General features: G+C 60.6%; 27 protein-coding genes and 1 pseudogene. 18 read left to right on the top strand and 10 right to left on the bottom strand.

The genetic code is table 11. The features are described from left to right. Positions 1-143 precede the first annotated feature (143 nt). Positions 144-1565: a glutamate--tRNA ligase gene (gene gltX / locus V5279_RS24565; protein ID WP_338688725.1), complete on the bottom strand. Its 1422-nt coding sequence runs from the start codon at positions 1563-1565 to the stop codon at positions 144-146. 165 nt (positions 1566-1730) lie between these two features. Here gltX and V5279_RS24560 point away from each other — a divergent pair, with 165 nt between their 5' ends. Both V5279_RS24560 and V5279_RS24555 read left to right on the top strand, forming a co-directional pair. Then, positions 1731-3413: a glutamine--tRNA ligase/YqeY domain fusion protein gene (locus tag V5279_RS24560; protein WP_338688723.1), complete on the top strand. Its 1683-nt coding sequence runs from the start codon at positions 1731-1733 to the stop codon at positions 3411-3413. Between the two features lie 37 nt (positions 3414-3450). Then, positions 3451-3837, top strand: coding sequence for a YybH family protein (locus tag V5279_RS24555; RefSeq protein ID WP_338688721.1), 387 nt, complete (start codon positions 3451-3453; stop codon positions 3835-3837). A 318-nt stretch (positions 3838-4155) separates the two neighbouring features. Here the strand turns inward: V5279_RS24555 and glnA are convergent, their stop codons facing one another. Further along, complete coding sequence (glnA, locus tag V5279_RS24550) at positions 4156-5586, bottom strand: type I glutamate--ammonia ligase (protein WP_338688719.1); 1431 nt, start codon at positions 5584-5586, stop codon at positions 4156-4158. A gap of 113 nt (positions 5587-5699) precedes the next feature. After that, the gene (locus V5279_RS24545; RefSeq protein ID WP_166295895.1) at positions 5700-5882 is read right to left on the bottom strand and encodes a hypothetical protein; all 183 of its coding nucleotides are present in this window, start codon (positions 5880-5882) and stop codon (positions 5700-5702) included. Positions 5883-6121: 239 nt separating this feature from the next. On the opposite strand from V5279_RS24545, the gene V5279_RS24540 reads away from it, so the two are divergent. After that, complete coding sequence (locus tag V5279_RS24540; RefSeq protein WP_338688717.1) at positions 6122-6484, top strand: SPW repeat protein; 363 nt, start codon at positions 6122-6124, stop codon at positions 6482-6484. Between the two features lie 334 nt (positions 6485-6818). Here the strand turns inward: V5279_RS24540 and V5279_RS24535 are convergent, their stop codons facing one another. Continuing rightward, entirely contained in the window at positions 6819-8147 is a 1329-nt protein-coding gene (locus V5279_RS24535) for an MFS transporter (RefSeq protein WP_166295892.1), read from the bottom strand. Positions 8148-8580: 433 nt separating this feature from the next. Here V5279_RS24535 and V5279_RS24530 point away from each other — a divergent pair. The 12 genes and pseudogenes from V5279_RS24530 to V5279_RS24475 all read left to right on the top strand — a co-directional run. Then, a pseudogene (locus tag V5279_RS24530) lies at positions 8581-9186 on the top strand (DUF4131 domain-containing protein); the annotation flags it as partial. A 149-nt stretch (positions 9187-9335) separates the two neighbouring features. Continuing rightward, positions 9336-10595 (top strand): tyrosine-type recombinase/integrase, encoded by a 1260-nt coding sequence (locus V5279_RS24525; RefSeq protein WP_338688712.1) that lies wholly within the window; start codon positions 9336-9338, stop codon positions 10593-10595. Further along, on the top strand, positions 10579-11022 hold the full coding sequence (locus V5279_RS24520) for a hypothetical protein (protein ID WP_338688710.1): 444 nt from the start codon (positions 10579-10581) through the stop codon (positions 11020-11022). Before V5279_RS24525 ends, V5279_RS24520 begins: the two co-directional genes overlap by 17 nt. A gap of 83 nt (positions 11023-11105) precedes the next feature. Next, positions 11106-11366, top strand: coding sequence for an AlpA family transcriptional regulator (locus V5279_RS24515; RefSeq protein ID WP_338688708.1), 261 nt, complete (start codon positions 11106-11108; stop codon positions 11364-11366). Between the two features lie 624 nt (positions 11367-11990). Further along, a complete protein-coding gene (locus V5279_RS24510) occupies positions 11991-12674 on the top strand; it encodes a DnaA N-terminal domain-containing protein (protein ID WP_338688349.1) in 684 nt (227 codons plus the stop codon). Beyond that, complete coding sequence (locus V5279_RS24505; protein WP_338688347.1) at positions 12671-12964, top strand: hypothetical protein; 294 nt, start codon at positions 12671-12673, stop codon at positions 12962-12964. Before V5279_RS24510 ends, V5279_RS24505 begins: the two co-directional genes overlap by 4 nt. 67 nt (positions 12965-13031) lie before the next feature. Then, positions 13032-13370, top strand: coding sequence for a hypothetical protein (locus tag V5279_RS24500; RefSeq protein ID WP_338688345.1), 339 nt, complete (start codon positions 13032-13034; stop codon positions 13368-13370). Between the two features lie 11 nt (positions 13371-13381). Then, positions 13382-13774: a hypothetical protein gene (locus V5279_RS24495; RefSeq protein ID WP_338688343.1), complete on the top strand. Its 393-nt coding sequence runs from the start codon at positions 13382-13384 to the stop codon at positions 13772-13774. Beyond that, on the top strand, positions 13771-14004 hold the full coding sequence (locus tag V5279_RS24490) for a hypothetical protein (protein ID WP_338688341.1): 234 nt from the start codon (positions 13771-13773) through the stop codon (positions 14002-14004). Before V5279_RS24495 ends, V5279_RS24490 begins: the two co-directional genes overlap by 4 nt. Positions 14005-14136: 132 nt before the next feature. After that, positions 14137-14424, top strand: a complete 288-nt coding sequence (locus tag V5279_RS24485) for a hypothetical protein (RefSeq protein WP_338688339.1) — start codon at positions 14137-14139, stop codon at positions 14422-14424. Beyond that, positions 14421-14852: a hypothetical protein gene (locus V5279_RS24480; RefSeq protein WP_338688338.1), complete on the top strand. Its 432-nt coding sequence runs from the start codon at positions 14421-14423 to the stop codon at positions 14850-14852. Before V5279_RS24485 ends, V5279_RS24480 begins: the two co-directional genes overlap by 4 nt. A gap of 3 nt (positions 14853-14855) precedes the next feature. After that, complete coding sequence (locus V5279_RS24475) at positions 14856-15989, top strand: hypothetical protein (protein ID WP_338688706.1); 1134 nt, start codon at positions 14856-14858, stop codon at positions 15987-15989. A 240-nt stretch (positions 15990-16229) separates the two neighbouring features. Here V5279_RS24475 and V5279_RS24470 read toward each other — a convergent pair whose 3' ends face one another. The 3 genes from V5279_RS24470 to V5279_RS24460 all read right to left on the bottom strand — a co-directional run bounded on the left by V5279_RS24470 (position 16230) and on the right by V5279_RS24460 (position 19349). Beyond that, positions 16230-16361, bottom strand: a complete 132-nt coding sequence (locus tag V5279_RS24470; protein ID WP_338688704.1) for a hypothetical protein — start codon at positions 16359-16361, stop codon at positions 16230-16232. Between the two features lie 821 nt (positions 16362-17182). Then, positions 17183-17428 (bottom strand): hypothetical protein, encoded by a 246-nt coding sequence (locus V5279_RS24465; protein WP_338688702.1) that lies wholly within the window; start codon positions 17426-17428, stop codon positions 17183-17185. 1777 nt (positions 17429-19205) lie between these two features. Beyond that, positions 19206-19349 carry a hypothetical protein gene (locus tag V5279_RS24460; RefSeq protein WP_338688700.1) on the bottom strand — a complete coding sequence of 48 codons (144 nt, stop codon included), beginning with the start codon at positions 19347-19349 and terminating at the stop codon, positions 19206-19208. Between the two features lie 301 nt (positions 19350-19650). On the opposite strand from V5279_RS24460, the gene V5279_RS24455 reads away from it, so the two are divergent. From V5279_RS24455 to V5279_RS24445, 3 genes are all read left to right on the top strand, one after another. Next, positions 19651-19989 carry a hypothetical protein gene (locus V5279_RS24455; protein WP_338688698.1) on the top strand — a complete coding sequence of 113 codons (339 nt, stop codon included), beginning with the start codon at positions 19651-19653 and terminating at the stop codon, positions 19987-19989. Positions 19990-20189: 200 nt separating this feature from the next. Next, on the top strand, positions 20190-20393 hold the full coding sequence (locus V5279_RS24450) for a hypothetical protein (RefSeq protein WP_338688696.1): 204 nt from the start codon (positions 20190-20192) through the stop codon (positions 20391-20393). 261 nt (positions 20394-20654) lie between these two features. Beyond that, positions 20655-20900, top strand: a complete 246-nt coding sequence (locus tag V5279_RS24445) for a DUF6894 family protein (protein WP_165124165.1) — start codon at positions 20655-20657, stop codon at positions 20898-20900. A 251-nt stretch (positions 20901-21151) separates the two neighbouring features. On the opposite strand, the gene V5279_RS24440 is transcribed toward V5279_RS24445, so the two are convergent. The 3 genes from V5279_RS24440 to tnpC are packed head-to-tail and all read right to left on the bottom strand — an operon-like array spanning position 21152 to position 23853. Further along, on the bottom strand, positions 21152-21520 hold the full coding sequence (locus V5279_RS24440; RefSeq protein ID WP_338688689.1) for a hypothetical protein: 369 nt from the start codon (positions 21518-21520) through the stop codon (positions 21152-21154). Positions 21521-21542: 22 nt separating this feature from the next. Beyond that, positions 21543-22361, bottom strand: a complete 819-nt coding sequence (locus V5279_RS24435) for a DUF6161 domain-containing protein (protein WP_338688687.1) — start codon at positions 22359-22361, stop codon at positions 21543-21545. 13 nt (positions 22362-22374) lie between these two features. Beyond that, positions 22375-23853: an IS66 family transposase gene (gene tnpC, locus V5279_RS24430; RefSeq protein WP_338701230.1), complete on the bottom strand. Its 1479-nt coding sequence runs from the start codon at positions 23851-23853 to the stop codon at positions 22375-22377. Positions 23854-23960 lie beyond the last annotated feature (107 nt).

The following is a 23960-nucleotide window of genomic DNA, read 5'->3' as shown; positions in this document are numbered from 1 at the left end:
ATTCGTTGCGAAAACCGACCTTGCCCAGTCGCTAATTTGCGGCCCGTGGCGGGGCGGAACGGCTTGTGAAGAAAGCGTCGGGGGATGGGTAGCTCATTGCAATGTGCGCTGCAAGATGGACCCTGGAGGGGGTCCATGCAGGATTACGCCGCCTGATCGGCGAGACGGGCAAGGCACTCCTGGCGTCCCAGCACGGCCAGCACGTCGAATATGCCGGGCGACGTTGTCCGTCCCGTCAGCGCCACCCGCAGCGGCTGGGCGACGGCGCCGAGTTTCAGGTTGTTCTGCTCGGCGAAATTCCGCATGGCGGTCTCGGTGGTTTCCGCCGTCCAGTCGTTCACGACTTCCAGCGCGGTGCGCAGCCGGCCGATCAGCGCGCGCGTTTCCGGCGTCAGCAGCGCCGTCGCCTTCGGATCGAGCTCGAGCGGACGATCGGCGAAGATGAAGTAGGCGCCGGAGATCAGCTCGATCAGCGTCTTGGCGCGCTCCTTCAGGCTCGGCATCGCCCGCAGCAATTGCGCGCGGGTGGTGTCGTCGAGCTTGGCCTTCAGCGCGGCGACGTCAGGAACATAATCCAGCACGCTCTCGAACTGGGTCACGAGGGATTGATCGTCGCTCTGGCGGATATAGTGACCGTTGAGGTTTTCCAGCTTGGCGAAATCGAACCGCGCAGCCGAGCGGCCGATCCCCGAGAGGTCGAACGCGTCGATCATCTCCTGGGTCGAGAATATCTCCTGATCGCCATGGCTCCAGCCGAGCCGCACGAGGTAGTTGCGCAAGGCGGCCGGCAGATAGCCCAGCGCGCGATAGGCATCGACGCCGAGCGCGCCATGGCGCTTCGACAGTTTCGAGCCGTCGGGGCCGTGGATCAGCGGGATGTGGGACATGCTCGGCAGCTCCCACTCCAGCGCGTCGTAGATCTGCTTCTGACGGGCGGCGTTGATCAGGTGGTCGTCGCCGCGGATGATATGGGTAACGCCCATATCGTGGTCGTCGACCACGACCGCGAGCATGTAGGTCGGGGTGCCGTCGCCGCGCAGCAGGACGAGGTCGTCGAGGTTCTCATTCTGCCAGACCACGCGGCCCTGGACCTGATCCTCGATCACGGTCTCGCCGGTCTGCGGCGCCTTGAGGCGGATGGTCGGCTTGATGCCCGCCGGGGCCGTCGCCGGATCGCGGTCGCGCCACATGCCGTCATAGAGGCGGGTGCGTCCCTCGGCGCGGGCCTTCTCGCGCATCGCGGTGAGCTCTTCCGGCGAGGCATAGCAATAATAGGCACGCCCGGCGGCGAGCAGGCTTTCGGCGACCTCGCGATGGCGGGCGGCGCGGCTGAACTGGTAGATGACGTCGCCGTCCCAATCGAGCTCCAGCCACTTCAGGCCGTCCAGGATGGCGTCGATCGCCTCCTTGGTGGAGCGTTCACGGTCGGTGTCCTCGATCCGGAGCAGCATCTTGCCGCCGAGCTTCCTGGCGTAGAGCCAGTTGAATAGCGCGGTGCGGGCGCCTCCGATGTGGAGGAAGCCGGTCGGTGAGGGGGCGAAGCGGGTAACGACGGAATTGGTCATGATCAAGCGAGACGTATGCGGGAACGGCGGTGGTGTATAGCAGGAACCGGACATAACTAAAGCTTTGGTTGACGTTTTGCCCGCCAGACCAGGCTCCAAACTAGGCTTGGCCCGACCGCGCGAATTTGGCAGAAGGTTGAGCTGACTCCTCCAGGGAACCCTTTGATGACGACTGATACGGCGACGGCAGAGGCAGGGCGCGACTTCATCCGCGACATCGTCCAGGCCGATCTCTCCTCCCACAAGCACAACCGGATCGTGACCCGTTTTCCGCCGGAGCCGAACGGCTACCTGCATATCGGCCACGCCAAGTCGATCGCCCTGAATTTCGGCATCGCCCAGGAGTTCGGCGGCCAGTGCAATTTGCGCTTCGACGACACCAACCCGACCAAGGAGGAGCAGGAGTACATCGACTCCATCCAGGCCGACGTCCATTGGCTCGGCTACGATTGGGGAACCAACCTCTTCTTTGCGTCTGATTATTTCGAGCGCCTGTACGATTGGGCCGAGGGCCTGATCAAGGCCGGCCACGCCTATGTCGACGATCAGTCGCAGGAGGAGATCCGGCTGTCCCGCGGCACGCTGACCGAGCCCGGCAAGAACTCGCCGTTCCGCGACCGTTCGGTCGAGGAGAACCTCGACCTGTTCCGCCGCATGAAGGCCGGCGAGTTCTCGAACGGCGCCCGTGTGCTGCGCGCAAAAATCGATATGGCGGCCGGCAACATCAACCTGCGCGATCCCGTGCTGTACCGCATCCTGCACGCCCACCATCCGCGCACCGGCGATAAATGGTCGATCTATCCGAGCTATGATTACGCGCACGGCCAGTCCGACGCGATCGAGGGCATCACCCATTCGATCTGCACGCTGGAGTTCGAGGATCACCGGCCGCTCTACGAGTGGCTGCTCGACAAGCTGCCGGTGCCGTCGAAGCCGCGGCAGTATGAAATGGCGCGGCTCAATTTGACCTACACGCTGCTGTCCAAGCGCGTGCTGACCCAGCTGGTTCGCGACGGTCACGTCTCGGGCTGGGACGATCCGCGCATGCCGACGATTGCCGGCCTGAAGCGGCGCGGCGTGCCGCCGGCTGCGGTGCGCGAATTCATCAAGCGCATCGGGGTTGCCAAGGCCAACAGCGTGGTCGATGTCGGCATGCTCGAGTTCTGCATCCGCGAGGAGCTGAACCGCACCGCGCTGCGCCGCATGGCGGTGCTGCGGCCGCTCAAGGTCGTGATCGAGAACTATCCGGAAGGGCAGGTCGAGGAGATCGAGGCGATCAACCATCCCGACAATCCGGAGGCCGGCACCCGCAAGATCGCGTTCGGCCGCGAGCTCTATATCGAGCGCGACGACTTCATGGAGAACCCGCCGAAGAAGTTCTTCCGCCTCTCGCCCGGCAACGAGGTGCGGCTGCGCTATGCCTACTTCATCAAGTGCACCGGCGTGGTGAAGGACGACGCCGGCGAGATCGTCGAGCTGCGCGCGACGTACGATCCCGCGACCAAGGGCGGCAATGCGCCCGACGGCCGCAAGGTCAAGGCGACGATGCACTGGCTGCCGGCGGCGCAGTCGAAGCCGGCGGAGATCCGCATCTACAATCAGCTGTTCGCCAACCCGAGCCCGAATGCGGCCGATTTCGCTGCCGATCTCAATCCGCAGTCGCTGGAAGTGCTGACCGGCGCGCGGGTCGAGCCTGCGATCGCCGAGAGCAATTCACCCGACGTGATGCAGTTCGAGCGGCAGGGCTATTTCGTGCGCGATCCGGATTCGTCGCCGGACAAGCTCGTGTTCAACCGCACCATCGGCCTGCGCGACACCTTTGCCAAGGAAGTCGGCGGCAAGGGTTAGCGCGGTCCAGCGCAAAGCAAGTAGGGGGAGGCGATCGATGCCTGATGAAGCCGACGATATCGCCTCCGCCGTCATCGCAAGATGGTCCGCAGGCTTCAGCAAGCTCGATGCGGACGCGCTTGCTGCGCTCTATTCGCAGCACGCGTTCTTCTTCGGCTCTAACCCGACGCTCTATCGCGGCCGCGACGGCGTGAAGGCGTATTTCAACGGCCTGCCGCGCTGGAATACACCGCGCGTCCAGTTCAGCGAGGTCAGGACCGAGCGGGTGAACGACGGCCTTGTCAACATGGCCGCTATCGCGTCCTTCTTCCTTGACGGAGATGCGCCCTCGCTCGCCGTCAAGATCACCTGGGTGATCGCGCGCGAGGACGGCGACTGGAAGATCTCCTGCCACCACGTCTCGTCGCAGACGCCATTGATCTAAGCTTCGCGCTGGATCGTGACACAAAGGTCGAGGGCCGGCGGGCGCTCGTAGTCAGGGAGAGTGCATAGGCGGTGCGTGGGGCCGAGCGTCGTGCGCCTCGCGGCTCCCGCTCGTCCAAGCGATCTTGCACCCAACTTGCAGGCTATCCGGATCTCGCTGCATGGCGAGGAGGGACCAAGGTCGCAGGCCGCGGGGAGCGCTTTCCGGGTGTTGGGCCGCCCCGACTGGACGGGCGACTCCGGTATCCCACGCCGTTGTGGCGGGAGGCGAGCCCCTGATTGAGCACTCGGTTGGTCCGCACAGAGCGTGCGGTCGCCGCTAGATGTCGTAGTACAAATGGAACTCGTAGGGATGAGGTCGCAATCTGATGGGATCGACCTCCTTCTTCCGTTTATAGTCGAGCCAGGTTTCGATCACGTCCGCGGTGAAGACATCGCTGCGCAGCAGGAACGCGTGATCGCGTTCGAGCGCATCCAGCGCCTGGTCCAGTGACCCGGGCGTTGACTTGACCTCCCTGGCCTCGGCGGGCGGCAGGTCGTAGAGGTTCTTGTCGATCGGGCTGCCCGGGTCGATCTTGTTGTTGATGCCGTCGAGACCTGCCATCAGCATCGCGGCAAACGCCAGATAGGGATTGCAGGAGGGATCCGGCGAGCGAAATTCGACGCGCTTGGCCTTCGGGTTCGGCGAATACATCGGAATGCGGCAGCAGGCCGATCGGTTGCGTTGGGAATAGACCAGATTGATCGGAGCCTCATAGCCCGGCACCAGACGTCGATAGGAGTTGGTGGTCGGAGCGCAAAGCCCGCACAATGCCCAGGCATGGGTCAACAGGCCGCCGATATAGTGGCGGGCGAGCTGGCTCAGTTCGGCATAGTCGCCCCTGTCGTAGAACAGGTTGGTCTCGCCCTTCCACAGCGACTGATGAACATGCATTCCAGACGCGTTGTCCTCGAACAACGGTTTTGGCATGAACGTTGCGGTCATGCCGTTCTGGCGGGCGGTGTTCTTCACCACGTATTTGTAGATCATCAGATTGTCCGCCATGCGCGTGAGCGTGGTGAAGCGCATGTCGATTTCGTTCTGCCCACCGGTCGCGACTTCATGGTGATGGGCTTCGATCTGGATGCCGAGCTGCTCCATGGTCAACACCATTTCGGTGCGGAGCGCCTGCATGCTGTCCGTCGGGGGTACCGGAAAGTATCCCTCTTTCGGGCGCGGCTTGTGTCCCAGATTGGGCGCTTCCTCCGAGCCGGTGTTCCAGCTGCCCTCATCGGAATCGATTTCGTGAAAAGCGTAATTGATGCCCTGTCCGTAGCGCACGCTGTCGAACACGAAGAATTCCGCCTCCGGACCGAAGTAGCTGATATCGGCGTGGCCCGTGGCCTTCAGGTGGGTTTCGGCTTTCTGGGCGATGTAGCGGGCATCACGGCTATAGGATTGACCGGTCACGGGGTCGCGGATGTTGCAGATCAATACCAGGGTGGATGCAGGGGAATACGGGTCGAGGAAAGCCGTGGTCGGGTCCGGGACGACCAGCATGTCGCTTTCATGGATTTCCTGAAAGCCGCGGATCGATGAACCGTCGAATCCGATCCCTTCGCTGAGGGCGTCGATGCTCGCCGCGCTCGGCGGGACCGAAAAATGTTGCCATAGCCCCGGCAAATCGGTGAAGCGCAGATCGATCATCTGCACTTTCTCGTCGTTGATCGCCTTCACGAGATCTTCGGCTGTTGCGCACGTCGGAAACATGGCTTCACTCCTGTTATGGAGAGCCGCGTCGTTGAAATTGTGCTGCCGTTCAGTCGCCACAAGGCGGCTTGAGACGGATCCTGCTCCACGTTCTGCGCTGCGCGCTGGCGGCCTCAGCTTTGGTGCGGCCCGCGCATCAGCTTCATGGCGTCTTCGATATGCCGCCAGGTTCTGGCCAGCTCGGCCTCGCCTTTTGCTTCGAGCTCGATGGCGTTTTGGGCAGCTTCCGCAATGGCCCTGACGCCATGTGCCTCAAGCAATTGCCGCGCATAGTCGTGGATTTCGGTTTCTCGCATGGCGTCATACTCCTCTCGTCCTGAGCGCAACCGTGGGACACCGGTCGGGCCGCGAACCGCAGACGTTGACACCTGGTCAAGCGCAGACAGTGTGCATCCTGATGCCGCGCGATTGCAAGAGCGCTTTCCCGCCCGGAGGGACGTGGCTTTGCGGATCAGCAGCGGCAACACATCGCAGGTCGGATAGATGCTTTTTTGTCCCCGCCGCACCATGTCTTCGGAAGAAGGAGGTGAGGATTATGCGCATTCAACACTGGCAGGATGCTGCCAGCCTGTTGGTGGGCGTCTGGCTGGTCGCGTCGCCGTTTGCACTGGGCTTCTCCGGGGCAGCTCTCTGGATCTCCATCGCGCTCGGATTGGGCGTCGTGCTGTTTGCCGTGGAGGCATTCATCATTCCGTCCTATCTGGAGGAATGGGGTGAGATGCTGATGGGCTTGGCTCTGGTGTTGGCACCTTGGACGTTCAGCTACGAACAGGGATCGGTCACGACGAGCAGCGTGCTCGCCGGCATCGTGGTGATCGTGCTCGCTTGCTGGGAGCTGGCGATGGATCGTGATTTCGCCACCTGGTGGCACGATCGCTGGCATCACCGAGTTGGCTGAGCGGAAGCCGACTGAAACGTTGGCCTGACCGCTACTGGCGGCCGGAGAGGTTGGAATTGCGTGGAGCATATCCCCTCCAGGCCGCGTCGACGTAACGCGGATGCAGGCTCTGGAGAGAAATCACGCCAGAGACGGCGAGTACGGGACGATTCAGAACTATCGTCCGCACTTGCTGGAAGGCGGCCATAACTCTTGCTGCAGGGGTAGAGGGTTTTCGAGCGAAATGGATACCGGTTCGCGTAAAGAAAACGCGTCAAAAACAAGTTTCTAGAGCCCCGTTCCGATTCCATCGGAACGGGAAATGCTCTAGTCGCCCCTCAGCAGGGTCGCTCCGTCACGAGGCGACTCTCTCCTCGATCTGCTCCCAAATTCTGGTCTTGCGTGTCTCCGGCATGATGAAGAGGGCGATCACGAAGCACACCGCGGGAACGACAATCGGGTAGATCAGCGCGTAGCCGATGCTGCCGGTCGCAGCGAAGGCGGCTGATGTGATGAACGGCACCAATCCGCCGCCCCAACCATTGCCGATATGATACGGCACAGAGACCGAGGTGTACCTGATCCTCGCCGGGAAGAACTCCGCCAGGAACGCGCCGACCGGCCCGTACACCATCCCGACGTAGCAGACGAGGATGAAGATGATGAAGACGGCGACCGGATAGTTGATGTGCCCCGGCTGCGTGACCATGCCGAGCCACAGATACAGCGGATAGTAGGTGATCGCGGCAAGCAGCATTCCGCCGAGGATCACGGATTTGCGGCCGATGTGATCCGACAACCAGCCAAAGAAGATCAGGCTCGGCGTTGCGATCAGCAGTGCGGTTCCCACGATGTAGGCCGAGGTAATCGCATCGACCTTGGAGACCTGCTGCAGGAAGTACAGTGCCCAGAATTGACCGCTGTACCAGACCACGCCCTGTCCGATCAGGACGACGATGGCGATCAAGATGTACTTGATGTTGGCGCTGAGGAAAGCTTCCCGCCAGGGATTCCTGGTCATCTGTCCGCGCGCCTTGATCTCCTGGAAAATCGGCGTCTCCTGGAGCTGGAGGCGGATGTAGATGGCGATGGCCACCAGCAGGAACGAGACCAGGAACGGAACGCGCCACGCCCATTCGTCAAAGGCCTGATTGCCGGCCCATGTCCGGGTCAGAACGATCACGGCCAGCGACACCACGATCCCGAGCGTCGGCGAGGTTTGTAGCCAGCCCGTGTAGTAGCCGCGGCTGTCGTCCGGAACATGCTCGGCGACGTAGGTGATGGCGCCACCATATTCGCCGCCCAAGCATAGACCCTGGATCATCCGCAAGCCGAATAGAAGGAATGCGGCCGTCAGGCCGATCGACTCATAAGTTGGGATCAGTCCGATCGCTCCCGTTCCAAGGCCCATTCCGGTCAGCGTAATGAGGAATGTATATTTGCGGCCGACCCGATCGCCCATCCATCCGAACAGGAAGGCCCCCAGCGGACGGATCAGGAATCCCGCAGTGAACAGCGCGATCGTGCTCAGCAGGGCTGCGACAGGGTGGGATTGCTCAAAGAACTTGACCGACAGAACTGCGGCCAGGCTGCCAAAGATATAGAAGTCGTACCATTCAATGATGTTTCCCACTGACGCAGCGACAATCACGCGACGAAAATCGCTAGGTACTTGAATTGTCATGTGCTGCTCCTATCAAATGCAAACGCTACTCCTCGCGTTTTTTCAGCGATTGATCCGCTCGCGGAGTGCGCGTGGTGCGCGGCGTTACAGGCGAGATTTGCGAGTTCGTCCGCAACGCCTGGTCTCAGGGGAGTTGTGAGCCACCTGAGAGGAGCTCCAGCGGCCTTCAGGTGCCGCGAGCTATCACTGCCTTATCCCTGGCTGTCCGGGAGTGAAGGCATCAGGGCAGTTTAATCCCAATGGGATCGGTACCTAATGAGACTTTCGGCTCGATCGGTTTGACGCAGGCGGCAGCTGTGGCCCGGCGCGGGGTAGGCGAGGTGCAGGACGATCCAGGTATCCGGCCTTGCCGGTCCGTATTCTGCATCCGTTCCGCTAGCGGCGAGGTCACAGCTTCCGGTAGTTTCGCGTCCCGGCAGGGATCGCAAGCGGAATGGCGGAGCAGGGCACGACGCCGGGCGGCAAACGCGGCTACGCGGGGACGTGGCCGCCGCGTGCGGCTGCGCCCGTCGGCGGCTATGTCCCGGCGCGCGCCAGCATCTGGCAGCCTTTCATCGAGACGTTGCAGCAATGGGCGCGCGCGGAGGCGGGCGCCGGCCGGCTTTTGCCATGGGTGCCGGTGGCGTTCGGCACCGGCATCGCCTTCTATTTCGCGGCCGAGCACGAGCCGGTGCTGTCGGTCGCGGCCGGCGTCGCAATTGCGCTCTGCCTGCTGGCGCTGCTGCTGCGGCGGCGCCGCGTGTTTCCCGCCATCGTGATGCTGGCTGCGGTCGCGGCGGGCTTTGCGACAGCGACGTGGAAGACGGCGCGAATTGGCCACACGGTGCTGGCGCGGCCGATGTTCTCGGTGGCGCTGACCGGCTTCGTCGAGACGCGCGACATCCGCGAGAAGACCGATCGCTTCGTGCTGCGCGTGGTCTCGATGGAGAGCCCGCGCGACATGACGAAGCTCGAGCGTGTCAGGCTTTCCGTGAAGAAGGGCACCGCGCCCGATGTCGGCAGCTTTGTCGAATTGAAGGCGCGGCTGATGCCTCCGCTTCGGGATCGTCCGGTGACTTCCTGAGACATCCACGAAAACCCTTGTGGATTGGGCATAACTTCAATTCGACTGTCTAGACACGTCCGACACGTTCCAGCAGAATCCGGCAATGATTTGTGGGTAGGCCCGTGGGTTGCTGGAGATGACTTTTGGCGCGGCTGCTTAATCGACTCACTCCGAAGTTCATCGAAAATATCGACCAGCCGGGCCGCTACGCTGACGGGGGCGGGCTGTATTTGCAGGTCGCACCCAGCAAGGACGGAGGGGTCACCAAGGCCTGGCTGTTTCGCTACATGCGAGGCCACACCAGCCGGACGGGCAGGCCGACGTCCCGGGAAATGGGCCTGGGGCCGCTGAGCACGAACAAGCGGGACGGCTTCATCACTACCAACGAGGCCCGGGAACGAGCCTATAGGGCGCGGGAGAGCCTCAAGGCGGGAATAGACCCCATTGAGGCCAAGCGCGCCCTGCGGCTCGCCAGGCGCGTGCAGGACGCCAAGGCAGTGACGTTCTCCCAGTGTGCCGCGGAATACATCGAGGCCCACAAGGCCGGCTGGAAGGGCGACAAGCACACCAAGCTTTGGAAGGGCAGCCTCAAGAAGTACGCCGAGCCGGTTTTCGGTCCTCTTCCGGTGGCCGCGGTCGACACGGCATTGGTGCTGAAGGTCCTTAAGCCGATTTGGGGAACCAAGACCCAGTCGGCCGCCAAGCTCCGGATGCGGATCGAGCTCATTCTCAACTGGGCGACCACTCACGGCTATCGCGAAGGGGAAAACCCGGCTCGTTGGCGTGGCCACCTCAAAAATGTGCTCCCCGATCCCAGCAAGGTCGCAAAGGTCAATCACCTACCGGCCATGCCCTACGCCGACTTGCCGGCGTTCATGATCGAACTTCGCAAACTCGAGACTGTCGCAGCTCGCGCGCTCGAATGGACGATCCTGTCCGCTGTGCGGTCAGACAACACATTTGGTCTGACGTGGGACTCGGGCGAAGTTGATGTCGATCGCCGGACGTGGACGATTCCGGCCGTCCGCATGAAGGCCGCTACCGACCATCGAGTGCCACTAACCGATCGCATGATCGGGATCATTTCGGATCTGTCGCGCGATACAAGGTACGTGTTCTCTGGCGAGAACCCCAAAAAGAAGCTGCCTCACGAGAAGATGCTGGTGGCGCTGAAGTCAATTCGGCCCGGCCTTACGGTCCATGGCTTCCGGTCGACGTTTAAGGATTGGGCCTCAGAGCAAACCTCCTACGCAAACGAGGTTTCGGAAATGGCATTGGCGCACGCGGTCGGCGACAAGGTCGAGAATGCGTATCGCCGGACCGACTTATTCGAGAAACGGCGCGCGCTCATGGCGGACTGGGCGAATTATTGTGCTGGAGGCCGGAATGCCTCAGGCCGATGACCAGCTCATGCTTGAGGCTTATGAGGGGAGCTACGAGGCGGGCAACAAATTTTCGCTTTTCAGCGCAATTGACCTCTGTGCTCGCAACGGTTGGCCCCTTCCGACATGGGCGGCGGATGCATTCTCGCATGGAGTTAAGAGAATCCGACGCTATGAAACAGCCTCACTCGACGAGGTTTTCGGCAAGCCGCGTAGCAAGGGGACACACATTGATGATGCCCGCCTTTGGCTCAAGGCACCAAATGTCTATCTAAGAATTAGAGCGCTCTCGGATTCAGGGCAGCCGATAAACGCAGAGCTGTTTGAAAGGGTTGGCAAGGAGTTCGGGGTGTCCCGAACGGTCTGCCAAAGGATGTGGGTCCAACTAAAAGAGCGACACGGCGCATCAAAGCGCAAGAGATCATCTAAGGCCGCGAAAACAAAATAATCGCGGCATTACAAGCGACCGCATTGCCAGCATCTTCCACGTCGCGCCGAACGCGTCCGGCCAGCACTTGGAGGATTATCACAATGGCAGTCCAACTTGCCGAAGACCTAGCTAGGAACGGCTCATACGGTATCGGTTCGGTAGATACATTCCTGCGGCTTGATGCCGTCAAGCACGCAACGGGGCTTGGCAGGAGCACAATCTACGATCTGATGTCTCAAGAGCCGCCGGCCTTCCCGCGTCCGGTTAAGATCGGATATGGCAAAGCCGTGGCTTGGCCTGCCTCCGAGGTCGCGCAGTGGCAGCGCGACCGTATGGCCGCGCGCGACAAGGCGGTCACCTGATGTCAGTCCATCGCCTGCGACGCAGTCCAATCTATGCGACCGCCATCCGGCAACTTCGCGGTGTTGTCACGGTGCGCTCCCAGTCCGATCGATGCAGCGGAGAGACCGTCTTCAGGGTCTCTCATGTCTCGGCTGGCGGAGATATCGCATTCACGTCGGCGCCCATTGCACAGGAGGACTGCGCGGCAGCAGCTGCCCGCGTTCTCGGTGAATTCGTTCAAGGGGAGGTCAAGCTTGCCCCCTGAAGAACGAAACCCCGCCGAGGTTGGCGGGGTTCGCATCGCGAATTTTGATCTGCTTGGCGGCGATCAACCTGAAGATAGCGAAGCAGCCTCACGACTGCAACAGCAGCGGCGTATAAGCCGGCGGTTTTTTGTTGCACCCGAAACGGCAGCGACGATTGCGCGCCTTTGCTATGGACCGGCCCAATGTTGAACTTGGATTGGTTCGCATTAAGGGAAACTATGGCGCCGGAAGTCTTCCGCGGCGGGACCGGCGATCTTGTGATCGTCCAAGAGATACCGAGCTTAGAGCGCGGCGAACGATATCTCCGGATCCGGATCCCAATGGCGGAGGCAGAGGCGCTAGCCGATGCCATTCTGGCGGTAGCTCGGGAGGCTGCCGATGGCTGACCAGCAGACAGCCCACAAACTCTGGTGCCTAGACCGGATCCTGCGCGACCAGCGGGCTACACATCTGGATTTCCGGTTGGCCTACTACATCGCCAGCGTTACCGATCGCGCCACGGGTGAGGCTCGGTTCAAGCAGAGCAGCGCCGCTGAGGCGCTGGGCGTGACCAGGCGCGCCGTTCAACTGTCGTCCGAGCGGCTGAGGGTTTTGGGGCATATCGACATCAGTTTCACACCTGGCCGTAAGCACTTGAACGGCTATCGGCTATGCATGGAAAAGGCGAACGTGGATTCGCCTATTGATGCCAAAAAAGGCGAACGGCGAGACGAGAAAAGGCGAACGGCCAGCACAGAAAAGGCGAACCGCCATTCGCACCAATCTTCCCTTGTTTCTATCCCTTGTTTAATCCCTTCGCGCGCGCGCGAGCCGAGCGCCCTTGACGGGCTCGGCCCGCTCGGCGCGGCCATCCGCGATCGGATCGGCTCAGACAATTTCAGATCCTGGTTCGATGGCGCCAGCATTGGTGACGCCACCGAGGAGGCGGTGACACTGGAACTGCCGACCAAGTTCAAGGCCAGCATGATCGAGAGCAGGTACGCCGACGAGGTGCTGGCCTGCTTGCAAGCTCAACAGTCTTCCATCGAACGTGTTCGCTTTGTCGCGAGGCGCGCGGCATGAGCGAAACCGGCAGCCCGCCGATCGCCCGTTCGGCTCCCAGAACTCCTGCCGAGCGAATGCGGACTTACCGCGCGAACAAGAAGGCGGCCCGCGCGCGCGAGGAAGCCGGGCGATGCATCATTACCGCGCAGGTCGATGGCGTCGTCCGTAAATTCGAGATCAACAAGGGAGATCTTGCGGATGGCTTCGTCGAACGGCGGATCCTGAAACAGTGGGATAGCGAAGACTCGAGGGCAATAGCGTTCGCCTTGGAGCAGGAGCTCAAGAGAGCGATCGACGGCTGTTCGTAACGCGCGCGTAACGCGAGCCGCAATGTTGATTTGCTAAACCGGCACCAACACATTCGAGGAGACAAAAATGGTGCCGATCGTCAGAATTTTCGGGGCAAGCACCCGTCAAAAGCGCGGTGTCGTCAGCATCGCGCCCACCGATGCGGATATCTGGGGCCTCGAGATTAGACTCGGGAAAGCCCTGGCCCGCAATGACTTCGGCAGTGCGAGCCATCTTCGTGACGAAATCGCCAAGGTCAGATCGCTGGCGCCTCGAAAGGGTAGCTCACGAAGTTTCACGAAGGTGGATCTCATCGATCTCAAAATCGCGCGGGCATATCTCGCAGGCGAGATCGAGAATGCCAGATTTTTTATCGGCGAGCGAGCAAAGCAAAGTCTGATCGACATCCAGAACCGTCGCTCTTGAGGTTTCGCAATATGGACGTCAACCACCCTTTGGATACGCCGCCTCCCGGTTGGAGGCCGAATTCCGAGTATGCGGACCGTGTCCGCAAGGCCATGTCTCCGGCTGCGTTGAAGAGCGCGGTTACTTGGGATGAGCTGTTAGACGTGCTGGGCATAGTCATCGAGGGGAACGCGAAGGTAGCCGATCGAATTGCGGTGCTTCAGCAAAAGATCATCGAGCTTAAAGAGCGCCCGCCTGTTCCTTGGGAAGGACCGTGGGATCCTCAGAAGCAATTCACGCGGCATTCATTCTGCAGCGACCGTGGCGCCATGTGGTACGCCATGGCTGATTCCAAAGGCGTGCGTCCTGGGTCTGGTGAGGGAGTTTGGCGCCTTTGCGTTAAAGCAGGAAAGGATGCCAGATGAAAGTTCAGGACATGGCATTCGCTAGCGCGTTCATGCGATTGAGCCTTGCCGTACTCGATCGCGGCGGACCGTACCTGCCGACCGTGGAAGCCACGCTCTGCGAAGACGGCCGCACCGTGATGTTGGATGCGCCCGACGGTCAGGGACATTGGGTGACGGCGTCATACGAACTTGACCAGCTGACCAGCCAAGCGGACTTCGATGCCTACCGGCGCGAGGTGTTCGGTTGACCAACGGAACGCCCCCGGGGGGTGCCAGCCGAAAATCGGACCGACTTAGGGCCTACACCGCATGGGGTGGCACTGGGGGACTGTGCGCGCGCCGATGGAATTTCCCAGAAACCCCACTAAGAGCAGAAATCGATGACCAAGAAGCGAGCTTACAAAGCTAAAGGCAAGGGTGGTCGACCGACGCGCAGCGCGGCGAGCAAGCGGGCTTTAGCTGGGGTCAATCTGTCGGCAGTCGACCCGCGATCGGTCCTGCGCCAGATCGCGGCGGACGCGTCAGCGCCAGCATCGGCGCGCGTTCAAGCCGCAAGAGCATTGATCGCCGATGACCGACGCAACAATGAAGCACCGCCAGAAGCCGACACAGCCCTTGATGCCGTTTCGCGCGGCGCCCTGCGGATTTTGAATGGGGGCAAGGCATGACCAACGACAACGACGAAATTCCGATCGTTGAAACGTACCGTGGTGTCGGTTTGCATGACCAGCAGTCGGAAGAGCGGCTGGCGGTGGTACGTCGCGCGCTGGACCGGGTATTTGATCAGCACGATTTCGAGCGGCTCTTTGAGATCGCCCGAGACGTTACTTGGCCTCCTGAAGCTCGGCTGTTCGCCGCAGCGAAACTGGAAGCCGCGTTCGAGATAGCGGTCGATGAGCGCCGCGAGCGTCCTCCGATCGATTTATTGCGGGTCGGGGCGGCCGTGCCGGGTCTGAGTTCGCAAAGGTGGCGAGACCCGTGGAGCTATTGTTCGTTGCTCGATCCCGGGCCGAGACCTGGTCAACCCGGGGCTGTGAAGCGAGAGCGCGATCTAACCGACCTGCGACATGCACAGCGCCTCACGAACAAGGACTAGATTATGAGCTTAGTTGCACTCGACGGAACGCCGCTCACCATCATGGGGTGTCCGCTTCGGCGCTTCGTGCCGAATTGCTCCTCGCTGACGGGCAATGCGATCAGCGCAGCCAATGATTCCCTGATCATGATTGGCTACATCTTCACGGAAGATGGCGCCTCGCATACGATCGACACGACCGGCTCATCTTCCTTCGGTTGGAGATGCGGGCCAAGCCTTACTTTCGCTAACGCCGGCACTACGGTTAAGGTGGGGCTGGCCGCTGTGGATACAGCCAACGGGCCTCCGGTTCGGGCGGTAAATGTTGCCAACGCAATCACGTTTGACGTCGCCGCCGTTTTCACTGGGGGCGGAGGAGGCATCACGGGGAGCGCTTGGCAGACCAGCGTTCCGACGACTGGAACTAAGACAGTCGCAAATGGCGACTTCCTGGCGTTTGCTATCCAGATGACAGCGAAGGGCGGCTCGGATTCGCTCCAGGTTCAGTGCGCCAGCCAGGGCGGCATTGTTGGCGTTATGCCGACCGTTACGACTGGCTCGTCCTATTCGAACACCACACAGCTCCCGAACGCGGTCATCACCTTCTCGGACGGCGTTCGCGGTTACTTTTACGGCGGGTATGTCGCGAGCTCCTCGACGACGCAGACGTGGTCTAGCGCGGACACCACAAAGGAATACGGAAATCTTATCCAGTTGCCAGTTCCTGCGAAGGCGTATGGCGTCGTCTTCAACGCGGCTCTGTTTGGCAACACGGATGCGATCCTCTATTCCGATCCGCTCGGGACACCAGCGGCCCAGAAGACTGTATCTATCGATCTCAATACGATTGGTGTGGCATCGGCCGGGCCAATTGTCGTGCTGTTTCCGTCACCTTACTCGATGAGCGCAAACACACCTTACGCGGCCATACTGAAGCCGACGACATCCACGTCTATCCAGGCTGACTTCAAGACGTATGCCTCATCGGCCCATCAGTCCTCGGAAAGTGGCAGCAATGGGTATGCGATCAATCGCAACACGGGTGCCTTTGCCGCACAGAACTCACAGAAAGATAGGTTCGGCATCGGTCTTCTGGTCGGTGCGTTCGATAGTGGTGGGGGCGGAGGCAGTTTCTCCGTCGGTGTGATCGGGTGTTGAAATGGTCATGAAATCCAATGCGATTTGGGTCGCGGGAAATTGGGCGGTCGGACTAGTGAGAGGTAGTCCGACCCATCCAGGACTCAATGAAGACGGTCCAGCTAAGCCTACTTTTCTCCAAATCCAATTCAACGACCGTGAACCGATCGTCCTCGCGATCGTGGCGCAAGAGGCGGTGGCAATCGCGCGGGCTATTCTTGATCAGTATCAGAACCCGCCACCGCCGCCAGATCGTTACAGCTAATAGCCCATGGTCCGCATAGCGTTATCGGCCATTTGCTTTCGGTAGACGGCGCGCTGATCGAAACGGGCCTTGACCAGCATCGCCACGCCGACAACTACGAGAAAAGCCACGGTGCCGATGGTTGCCATCGTCGCTGTCGAAGTTGCGTACTGCGGCATACTTCGCCTGGAAAGGACTCTCATTGGCCTCGATCTTCATCAAGATCGCCATGCTGATAGCCGTTGCGATCCTGGCTTTTGGCGTTTTCCCGAATAGGCGCACCGGCGCGCTCGTTGCCATAGCGACATGCGTCGTAACCGCCCTTGTTCTCTATTTCGTGAGGAGTTCTTGGACTGGGGCGAGGTGATTAATTTCTTCGAGGGCGTCGACGAGTAATTTGCACCGCAAATCACAAAGAAAATCCCAGCGCTACCGGGGGATAGGCGCTGGGACTTTCTAACGCTGGTGTGAATGCACGGACTTGGCAGGACGAGTGCATTCAGCGTCTCTAATTTGTTTGATCGGGAATCGTCTCAGCGTAAACTGAAGCCATGGGACAGATTCGCCGAGTGGTCCAAACCGAAGCGCGCGAAGCGAGGTTAGCCGAACAAGCTAGGCAGCTTCGCGAGCAGGCCAACGCTATGCCCGCGGGTATCGAAAAAGCGGCCCTGCTAAAGCGAGCCCGACAGGCTGACACCGGCGCGCACCTCAGCGAATGGTTGCTCTCGCCGGGGCTGCAGCCGCCGATCTAGCGCGGAGCGAACGGATGGACGATGACTCGCCTGCAACAGAACCCAGTCTGAGCGCATGGCGAAAAAGCCTTCATCGCCTTGCGGATTGGATGACGCGCGGTAACCGCAATCCCGAGCCATCCCGTCCTACCGAGCCAGCGCGCATAGATATACCCAGCCGAACAGAGCTCCCATCGCGGCAACCGCCAAGACCGCGTCAGTAAATGGCCACGAGCGTCCTACGTAGGCTTACGCCGTTCGCTCTCAGCCCTATTCGCCGCCTTTAGCTGGTCTTTGATGTAGTCGGAGATATTCCCGATCTCAGCCTGCAGGTCCGCTTCCGGGATACTTTGTTCCTTGGCAGCATCGATAAGGCGGCGGCTTAGTTCGGTCACATCCTGCGACGCGCCGATGGTCCGATATTGTTCGACCGCGTGTACGCTATTCTCGATCCAGAAATCGATAAACTCGCGCGCCTTGCTCATTGTGCGTCCTCTCCGCATTCGGCGGTCAGCCGGAGACGCCTTTTGGCGAAACTGAACACTTCGCCCAGTTGAGGCAAAACCTCAAATTTTGGCATGGTCCCGAGATAGGCATCGAGGGCGAGGATTGCGAATCGAGCTAAGGCTCCACGATGATCCGGAAGGCCTTCCTCTGTTCAGCTGTTGCCTGGGCCCGCTCCAGCGCCACCGGGTATCAGCTCCTCGTTGAGCTTGACCTCATAGAGGATCGCGCCGGTCTCCGACACCAGCGTGAACAGCTAGAACCTTCGCCCGGCCGGCTGGTGTCCATGCCCCGCTCATAGCGGGCGGTGTAGACCTCGATCTCGGCCATCGGTGCTGCCTGCGGGAGGAGTTCCGGGCGAGATGTCGGCGCCCCGGTTCATCTGACGCTCGCAAGAAATGGCGCAAAGCCACAAGCCAATTCAATCGATATTTAACCGGGCCGAAGGCCCGAAGAAGCACTCGGTCAATGAGAAGTTTCTCTCACGGCAGCGTGAGTAATCTCCCAATGCGAGGCAGACAAAGGCCCCCGCCACCAACATAAGGACCAGCGCCTCTGCCCACCGATCTTTCATGAACTGTCTCGCTGCCATCGCCCCGCGACTATTTCTCTAGCACCACCTGTTCAAGCTCCACCTTAAGCCCGGAATCATAAGGGTGGACTACTCTCACGGAATCGGGAAAAAGTGGCAATTTCAGTGGATGGGTGGGAACCGATCATGTTAACGGTGGGACCATCGGGGCAGGCCCCGACAGCATAGGAATAACTGGCCTCAGCACCGGCCCGTGGGCCCCCAAAGGTGCTGGGGCCCTTTCTTTGACCGCTGGCGCATTTCGATCGCCAAGACGGAAGGCGGCCGACGACCGAGCCACCTTTTTGACGCCGCTCAAAGCCGCCCAGTGCCTTCGGCACTAAGATTTGACAGCTCCAAGACGCAGGAGTTGTCTCGTGGACGATGAGGTACTTTATACAATTGGCATTGTGATCTTGGGATTGACCCCAATCGCGGTCGCCGTCGTCGCAATCTTTATGTGGTAAGGCCTCAATCAATTGGCGGCCAACCCCGTAATCCTACGGGTGATACTGGCACCAACTGCACTGGAGCCGCCGAGTTTTCCCGGGGTAGGCTACTCATCTACGTGGGGTTGTGTGATGTCAAACGAACTATTTTTCCGAATCTGGGCTGTGATCCTAGGCCTCAGCCCGATAGCAATTCTGGCGTTTGCGTTCTTCGCAAACTGACAGCTAGGTCGGCCCGTATGCACCAATCGGGCCGCTAGATGGCCCCAGCAACCAGCCTCCCTTTACACAGGTCCCCAAAGGTTGCTGGGGCCACTCAATCAGAGGGCCACCTTCTGGGGTAGCCCGCTCGCGCAGTACCGATTGCCACTCGTTCCCGATACCGTGAATGGGCGCTTCTCCGGAAAGGGGCGCCCAACGAAGCGGCCCCGGTACGCTCCCCAAGCCCGCCGGGGCCGTTTCGATTCAGCGCGGGTCGGCGCTGGTGTTTTTTATGTCACCCGGTTTATTTTCAATGGCATTACAAAAGCAGAAAATTACGAGAGATGAGCTTCATCAATTGATCCAAGAACGATTTGGATTGACCATCTTCTTTCAGATCAGCGAGGACCGACGGCTTGGGTTTCGCACAACCGTGGTAGCGGCGCCGGAGGACCTCCATGAATTACATTCTCGGCTCGAGCGCATCTGCAGAGAGCTACGGCCGAGATTTGAGTTGGTTGCCGAGGTCGAATGAGGTCATCGCACCAGCTTGAACAGTTCGAGCACATCGGCAAGCCGAAGCTTCGTTCCCTTCGGCATATGCTGTAGGAGCGAGTGCCGGGTATTGGCCGCGATCTCATCACGCTTGAGCGGATCGGACTCGGCGTGGAAGGCCCGCATGTCGGCGGACTCACGATCTCCAGTTCTCGGAGAATGGCACGCGGCCCCCCATGTCATGCCAATTCGGAACGATGTTCACCGCGCCTGCTGCGCCGCACACCTTGCAGACAAGGAGCCAGCCGACACGCGACCAAGGCTGATCCTGCGGCAACGCGTCTAGACGGACGTCAACCATCCGAGCGCAGCCACCATGGCATTTGATGTTGCACGTCACATGTCCGTCAGCGAGCCATTCCGCGGGGCTACCAGGCGGGAAGGAGCGGCCGGACCATTTCGTATATCGCCGCTGGCGCATGCGCCAATGATCGCGCCGATCGCGTGCGGAGTGAAGCCGCTACGCCTCGCGGGACGGCGTGAAGCGATGGCGGGTTCCGGGCTGGAAAATCTATGCCTCGAACCGCATATTTGGCGGATGACCGCGAGGGACCATTTCAAGGCTTATTTAAAGTGCCCGCGTTGTGGGCTTACCGGCGTCGCCAACTTGGCCGAACTTGATGAGCCGGGCCAGACAACCATGGTGGAGCAGCTTCCAAGAGGCTTTAAAGTCGTGAATCAGCCTAGCGATCTCGCTAGCATCGATCTGTTCTGCGAACGGTGCGACGTGTCAGCAATTACCACAGACAATAAACCAAATGACTAGCCATCCCGAACGTCCGAGGGATCGATCCCATCCAACTCGCGACACCGCGGCGGGGACACGTAGCTGTGACGAAGTTCCTTTGGAACTGCAGCCAAGGGGCGTACGTTAGCCTTTATCACCGCCCGGATCAGTAGCTTTTATCGGTGATGAGACCGCCCGGTTAGCGCTCCCGCCTTCCTCGAACAGGAAAGGAGCGCCCCATGGTCATCAAGCGGCGGCGTTTCAAACAAGACCAGCCCCTTCAAGAACGTCTGTGTGACGAAGGACAACGCCTGCGGGCGATGGCCACCGAGATGCCCGTTGGCGCGGCCAAGGAGGCGGCGCTCGAAAAGGCCCGGCAGATGGAAACCGCCTCACATGTAGACGAATGGCTTTCCTCCGCCGGCTCGCAGAGCCCGAAGTGAAGCGGACGAACCAGCGTCCCACCATCGGAGACGTTGCAAGTCCCGACATTGAGCGGGGAGTGTTCGCTCTCGACCTTGCCGACGATGAAACCGCGAGGATGGTGGCTCGAAAAATCGCCGCTGCGACCGGGCGGCGCGTGACCCTTCGGGATGCTGACATGATAGCGATAGAGACGGTTCCAGCCCCTAAAAGGCATTAGCCTCGCGTCAGGAACCTGTTCTGCCTGCCTGCTTTGACAAAGTAACGCAGGAAGGCGAAGCATGACGCGCTATTATTTTGATCTGCGCGACGGTGAGGAGTTGGCCCCCGATGAGGAGGGCCTGGAACTCAACAGCATGCAGGCGGCGCAAATGGAGGCTGCTAAGTCGGTGGCAGATATGGTCCGGGACGTCGTGTATCAGTCTCAGCGCGTACACAACCACCGCATGGCGATAGAGGTCCGAGACGACAAGGGCCCTGTGATGCAGCTCAAGTTCACCTTCGAGATCGAAAAGAAGTTGCAGTAAGGCGGCGCAGAAAGACCTGCACAGTCTTGAAGCCGGCGTTGTGATCGACGGGACCGGTCCAGTAACGGAGGAAGTGAGCGGGCTTGCGGCGCCAGGACATGCCCCGATGATCGCGCAATTCGCGTGTAGAGTGAAGCCGCTAGGGATCGCCCCGCCCGCAGGTATCAGCCCGACCCGCTGGTCGTCGGTACGGAGCGGCATCGCTGCAAATAGAATAGAAAAGGCCCCCGCCGATGCGGGGGCCCTGCAAATCAATCGCGCTCTTTGATGATAGTCTTTTCGCGCGGTTCGTCATGCTCCCTCTTGATGACAGTCGTGCGATCGGCGGGCTCGCGCTCCTTGATCACGGTGGTGCGGTCGCGGTCGCGGTCCCGATTGACGTGGGATTCGCCAGTGGTTACGCCGGCACCCACGGGTCCGACATGGACACCAACTTCATCAGCGAAAGCGGGGGTGGCAAGGGCGACAACAGCGGCAACAGCCAACACGTATTTCATCTCATAGCCTCCAGTTTGTTCGATCCTGGAAAATGCCGCGAGTTGCCGAATGTTCCTCGTCATCTTGACAGTTTGTCGCACCGACTTCGCCTTGGCGGTGTCGTCCGGCAACGTCGTCGCCAAGGCTCTCACGTCCGACGCTCTCTCATTTTTTCTGGATCAGATCTAGAAGTCCGGCCGGGGGCCCTTCGTCTCCCGTCTGTGGTGGAATTGGACGGAAGAGAGCGTTCAGAATGATTGCCCTGTCTTGATCCGTTGCTGGCTGCTTTTCGTTCTGAAGCAGGCCCATATACGTCAGCGCCAAGGAACGCCGGTGGTCTGCGTCGTCGGCGAGATTGAGATTTTGAATGAATACGCGGCTGATATTCTTTAGCAGCCAGGCGTAGAGCAGCGCCGGCACCGAGATTGCGGCAAGCCCCGAAATGGAGAAGCCGCCATTGGACGCCCCGGTTAGCTTGCTGATGGCGTCGGAAACCACGCTCCAATATGTCAATGCAGCAATTAACGGAGCAACGGTCATTAGCGCGAATATCGCGAGCCACAATCGCCATATGCGGGTTTTATTGGCTGCGATGGTTTGCCATGACCGTGCTGGCTCTTCTATCGTCAGCTTGTTTCGATACAGATCCTCGAGTTCTCCAATAAGCGCCTTCTTGTCATCAATGAATTGATTTAGGGCTTGTGCAGCGGCATCGCTTTTTTTGCCGGTTTCTATTGCCTTGGCGGTAGCATCCGAAGCCGACAAGAGATCGTCAAATGCGAAGTCTGCCGGATTTGCGAATGCGACTGCTCGGAAGACGAGAATTATGTTCTCGCCCGCCGGGTGGGACGCGTGCATCCATTTTGCGGAGTAAATCGCCGCGAGAATTGCCGCGCCTGCGTCGCTCGATGCCTTTATCTGTTCGACGCGACGGCCTACCGCGCTCGCGCCGATGAGTACTTGTCTGGCGCGTGCATCTTGCACGTAAGCGTCGTTCTCAGGCCACAGCTTTGAGGTCTTGACGACAATAGGCCCACGGAAGCAGCTGATCGATGTCGCTGTTTGGATGGCCGTTGACGATCCTGGTGAGGGCGTCGGTCAGGTAAGCGAGCGGATCGACGTCGTTCAGCTTACAGGTTTCGACCAGGGAGGCGATGGTGGCCCAGTGCTCGGCGCCGCCGTCGGAGCCTGCGAACAGCGCATTTTTCCGGTTCAGCGTGATCGGACGGATCGAGCGCTCGACGACGTTGTTGTCGAGCTCGATGCGGCCGTCATTGATGAAGCGCGTCAGGCCCTCCCAGCGTGAGAGCGCATAGCGAATGGCGTCGGCCAACTTGCCCTTTTGGCTGATCAACGCGAGCTTTGCGCGGAGCCATCGCTCGAAGGCTTCCGCCAGCGGCCGGATTTTCTGCTGCCGAACGAGACGGCGCTCCTCGGCGCCGCGACCACGGATGTCCTTTTCGACGGCGTAGAACTCGGCGATATGCTTGAGCGCCTCGCTGGCAATGGGCGCGGGACCGGGTGTGGCAAGTTCGTAGAAGTTACGTCGCATGTGCGACCAGCAGAATGCAAGTTGGACATCGCCACGCTCGGCGAGCTTGCCATAGCCGGCATAGCCATCGACCTGCAGGATCCCTTCGAAGCCTGCGAGATGGGCGATCGGCCGATCGGCTTTGCGATCGGGGGCATAGACATAGGCAACGCCCGGCGGATCGGCACCGCCCCACGGCCGGTCGTCCGCTGCATAGGCCCAGAGCTGACCGGTCTTGGTGCGCCCGCGGCCGGGATCGAGCACCGGCATCGTCGTCTCGTCGGCGAACAGCTTTGGCCGTTGCCTGAGCTTGCCGAGCAGACGGTCATGCAGCGGACGCAGGTGGAAGGCAGCTTGTCCTACCCAGTCCGCCAGCGTCGAACGATCGAGCTCAATGCCCTGGCGGGCGTAAATCTGCGCCTGCCGGTAGAGCGGCAGGTGATCGGCATATTTGGAGACCAGGACGTGGGCGACGGTGGCCTCGGTCGGCAATCCGCCCTCGATCAGCCTAATCGGGGCCGGCGCCTGCATGACCCCGTCCTCGCAAGCCCGGCAGGCGTATTTGGGACGCCTGGTCACGAGGATCCGGAACTGCGCCGGGACCAGGTCCAGCCGCTCGCTTCTATCCTCGCCGATCCGGTGCAACTCGCCCTGGCAACAGGGACAGGTCTTGCCCTCGATGTCGACGACGACCTCGATCCGCGGCAGGTGCATCGGCAAGGCGCCACGGTTGCCGCGGCGCGTGCGAGCCCGCGCCTCACGGCCTTCAGGTGCGCTCACGTCCTGTGCCGTCTCGTTGTATGCGGCAACCTGCTCGACGTCTTCCAAGCCCAGCAGCATCTGATCTTCAGGCAGCGTCTCTGCCCGCCGGCCAAACCGATGCCGCTGCAATTCCTTGATGATCTGACGCAGCCGTTCGCTCTCGCATCGTTCGGCAAGCAGCATCGCTTTCAGCGTCTCGGGATCGTCAGGCAGGGCGTCGCTCACACCCAATTCAGAGCATATTCGCCGCCATCTGGCGACGCGTCCGACGCTCCTGATTCATTTCGCCG

This window comes from Bradyrhizobium sp. 26S5 (assembly GCF_036923295.1).
GTDB classification, from domain to species: Bacteria; Pseudomonadota; Alphaproteobacteria; order Rhizobiales; family Xanthobacteraceae; genus Bradyrhizobium; species Bradyrhizobium septentrionale.
This window is presented reverse-complemented; position numbering and strand designations above follow the sequence as displayed.

What these genes read in the sequence shown, in the direction of transcription:
- gltX (WP_338688725.1), bottom strand. Translation starts at nt 1,565, where the DNA reads ATGACCAATTCCGTCGTTACCCGCTTCGCCCCCTCACCGACCGGCTTC.
- V5279_RS24560 (WP_338688723.1), top strand. Translation starts at nt 1,731, where the DNA reads ATGACGACTGATACGGCGACGGCAGAGGCAGGGCGCGACTTCATCCGC.
- V5279_RS24555 (WP_338688721.1), top strand. Translation starts at nt 3,451, where the DNA reads ATGCCTGATGAAGCCGACGATATCGCCTCCGCCGTCATCGCAAGATGG.
- glnA (WP_338688719.1), bottom strand. Translation starts at nt 5,586, where the DNA reads ATGTTTCCGACGTGCGCAACAGCCGAAGATCTCGTGAAGGCGATCAAC.
- V5279_RS24545 (WP_166295895.1), bottom strand. Translation starts at nt 5,882, where the DNA reads ATGCGAGAAACCGAAATCCACGACTATGCGCGGCAATTGCTTGAGGCA.
- V5279_RS24540 (WP_338688717.1), top strand. Translation starts at nt 6,122, where the DNA reads ATGCGCATTCAACACTGGCAGGATGCTGCCAGCCTGTTGGTGGGCGTC.
- V5279_RS24535 (WP_166295892.1), bottom strand. Translation starts at nt 8,147, where the DNA reads ATGACAATTCAAGTACCTAGCGATTTTCGTCGCGTGATTGTCGCTGCG.
- V5279_RS24520 (WP_338688710.1), top strand. Translation starts at nt 10,579, where the DNA reads ATGCCTCAGGCCGATGACCAGCTCATGCTTGAGGCTTATGAGGGGAGC.
- V5279_RS24515 (WP_338688708.1), top strand. Translation starts at nt 11,106, where the DNA reads ATGGCAGTCCAACTTGCCGAAGACCTAGCTAGGAACGGCTCATACGGT.
- V5279_RS24510 (WP_338688349.1), top strand. Translation starts at nt 11,991, where the DNA reads ATGGCTGACCAGCAGACAGCCCACAAACTCTGGTGCCTAGACCGGATC.
- V5279_RS24505 (WP_338688347.1), top strand. Translation starts at nt 12,671, where the DNA reads ATGAGCGAAACCGGCAGCCCGCCGATCGCCCGTTCGGCTCCCAGAACT.
- V5279_RS24500 (WP_338688345.1), top strand. Translation starts at nt 13,032, where the DNA reads ATGGTGCCGATCGTCAGAATTTTCGGGGCAAGCACCCGTCAAAAGCGC.
- V5279_RS24495 (WP_338688343.1), top strand. Translation starts at nt 13,382, where the DNA reads ATGGACGTCAACCACCCTTTGGATACGCCGCCTCCCGGTTGGAGGCCG.
- V5279_RS24490 (WP_338688341.1), top strand. Translation starts at nt 13,771, where the DNA reads ATGAAAGTTCAGGACATGGCATTCGCTAGCGCGTTCATGCGATTGAGC.
- V5279_RS24485 (WP_338688339.1), top strand. Translation starts at nt 14,137, where the DNA reads ATGACCAAGAAGCGAGCTTACAAAGCTAAAGGCAAGGGTGGTCGACCG.
- V5279_RS24480 (WP_338688338.1), top strand. Translation starts at nt 14,421, where the DNA reads ATGACCAACGACAACGACGAAATTCCGATCGTTGAAACGTACCGTGGT.
- V5279_RS24475 (WP_338688706.1), top strand. Translation starts at nt 14,856, where the DNA reads ATGAGCTTAGTTGCACTCGACGGAACGCCGCTCACCATCATGGGGTGT.
- V5279_RS24470 (WP_338688704.1), bottom strand. Translation starts at nt 16,361, where the DNA reads ATGGCAACCATCGGCACCGTGGCTTTTCTCGTAGTTGTCGGCGTGGCG.
- V5279_RS24465 (WP_338688702.1), bottom strand. Translation starts at nt 17,428, where the DNA reads ATGAGCAAGGCGCGCGAGTTTATCGATTTCTGGATCGAGAATAGCGTA.
- V5279_RS24460 (WP_338688700.1), bottom strand. Translation starts at nt 19,349, where the DNA reads ATGCGGGCCTTCCACGCCGAGTCCGATCCGCTCAAGCGTGATGAGATC.
- V5279_RS24455 (WP_338688698.1), top strand. Translation starts at nt 19,651, where the DNA reads ATGATCGCGCCGATCGCGTGCGGAGTGAAGCCGCTACGCCTCGCGGGA.
- V5279_RS24450 (WP_338688696.1), top strand. Translation starts at nt 20,190, where the DNA reads ATGGTCATCAAGCGGCGGCGTTTCAAACAAGACCAGCCCCTTCAAGAA.
- V5279_RS24445 (WP_165124165.1), top strand. Translation starts at nt 20,655, where the DNA reads ATGACGCGCTATTATTTTGATCTGCGCGACGGTGAGGAGTTGGCCCCC.
- tnpC (WP_338701230.1), bottom strand. Translation starts at nt 23,853, where the DNA reads ATGCTGCTTGCCGAACGATGCGAGAGCGAACGGCTGCGTCAGATCATC.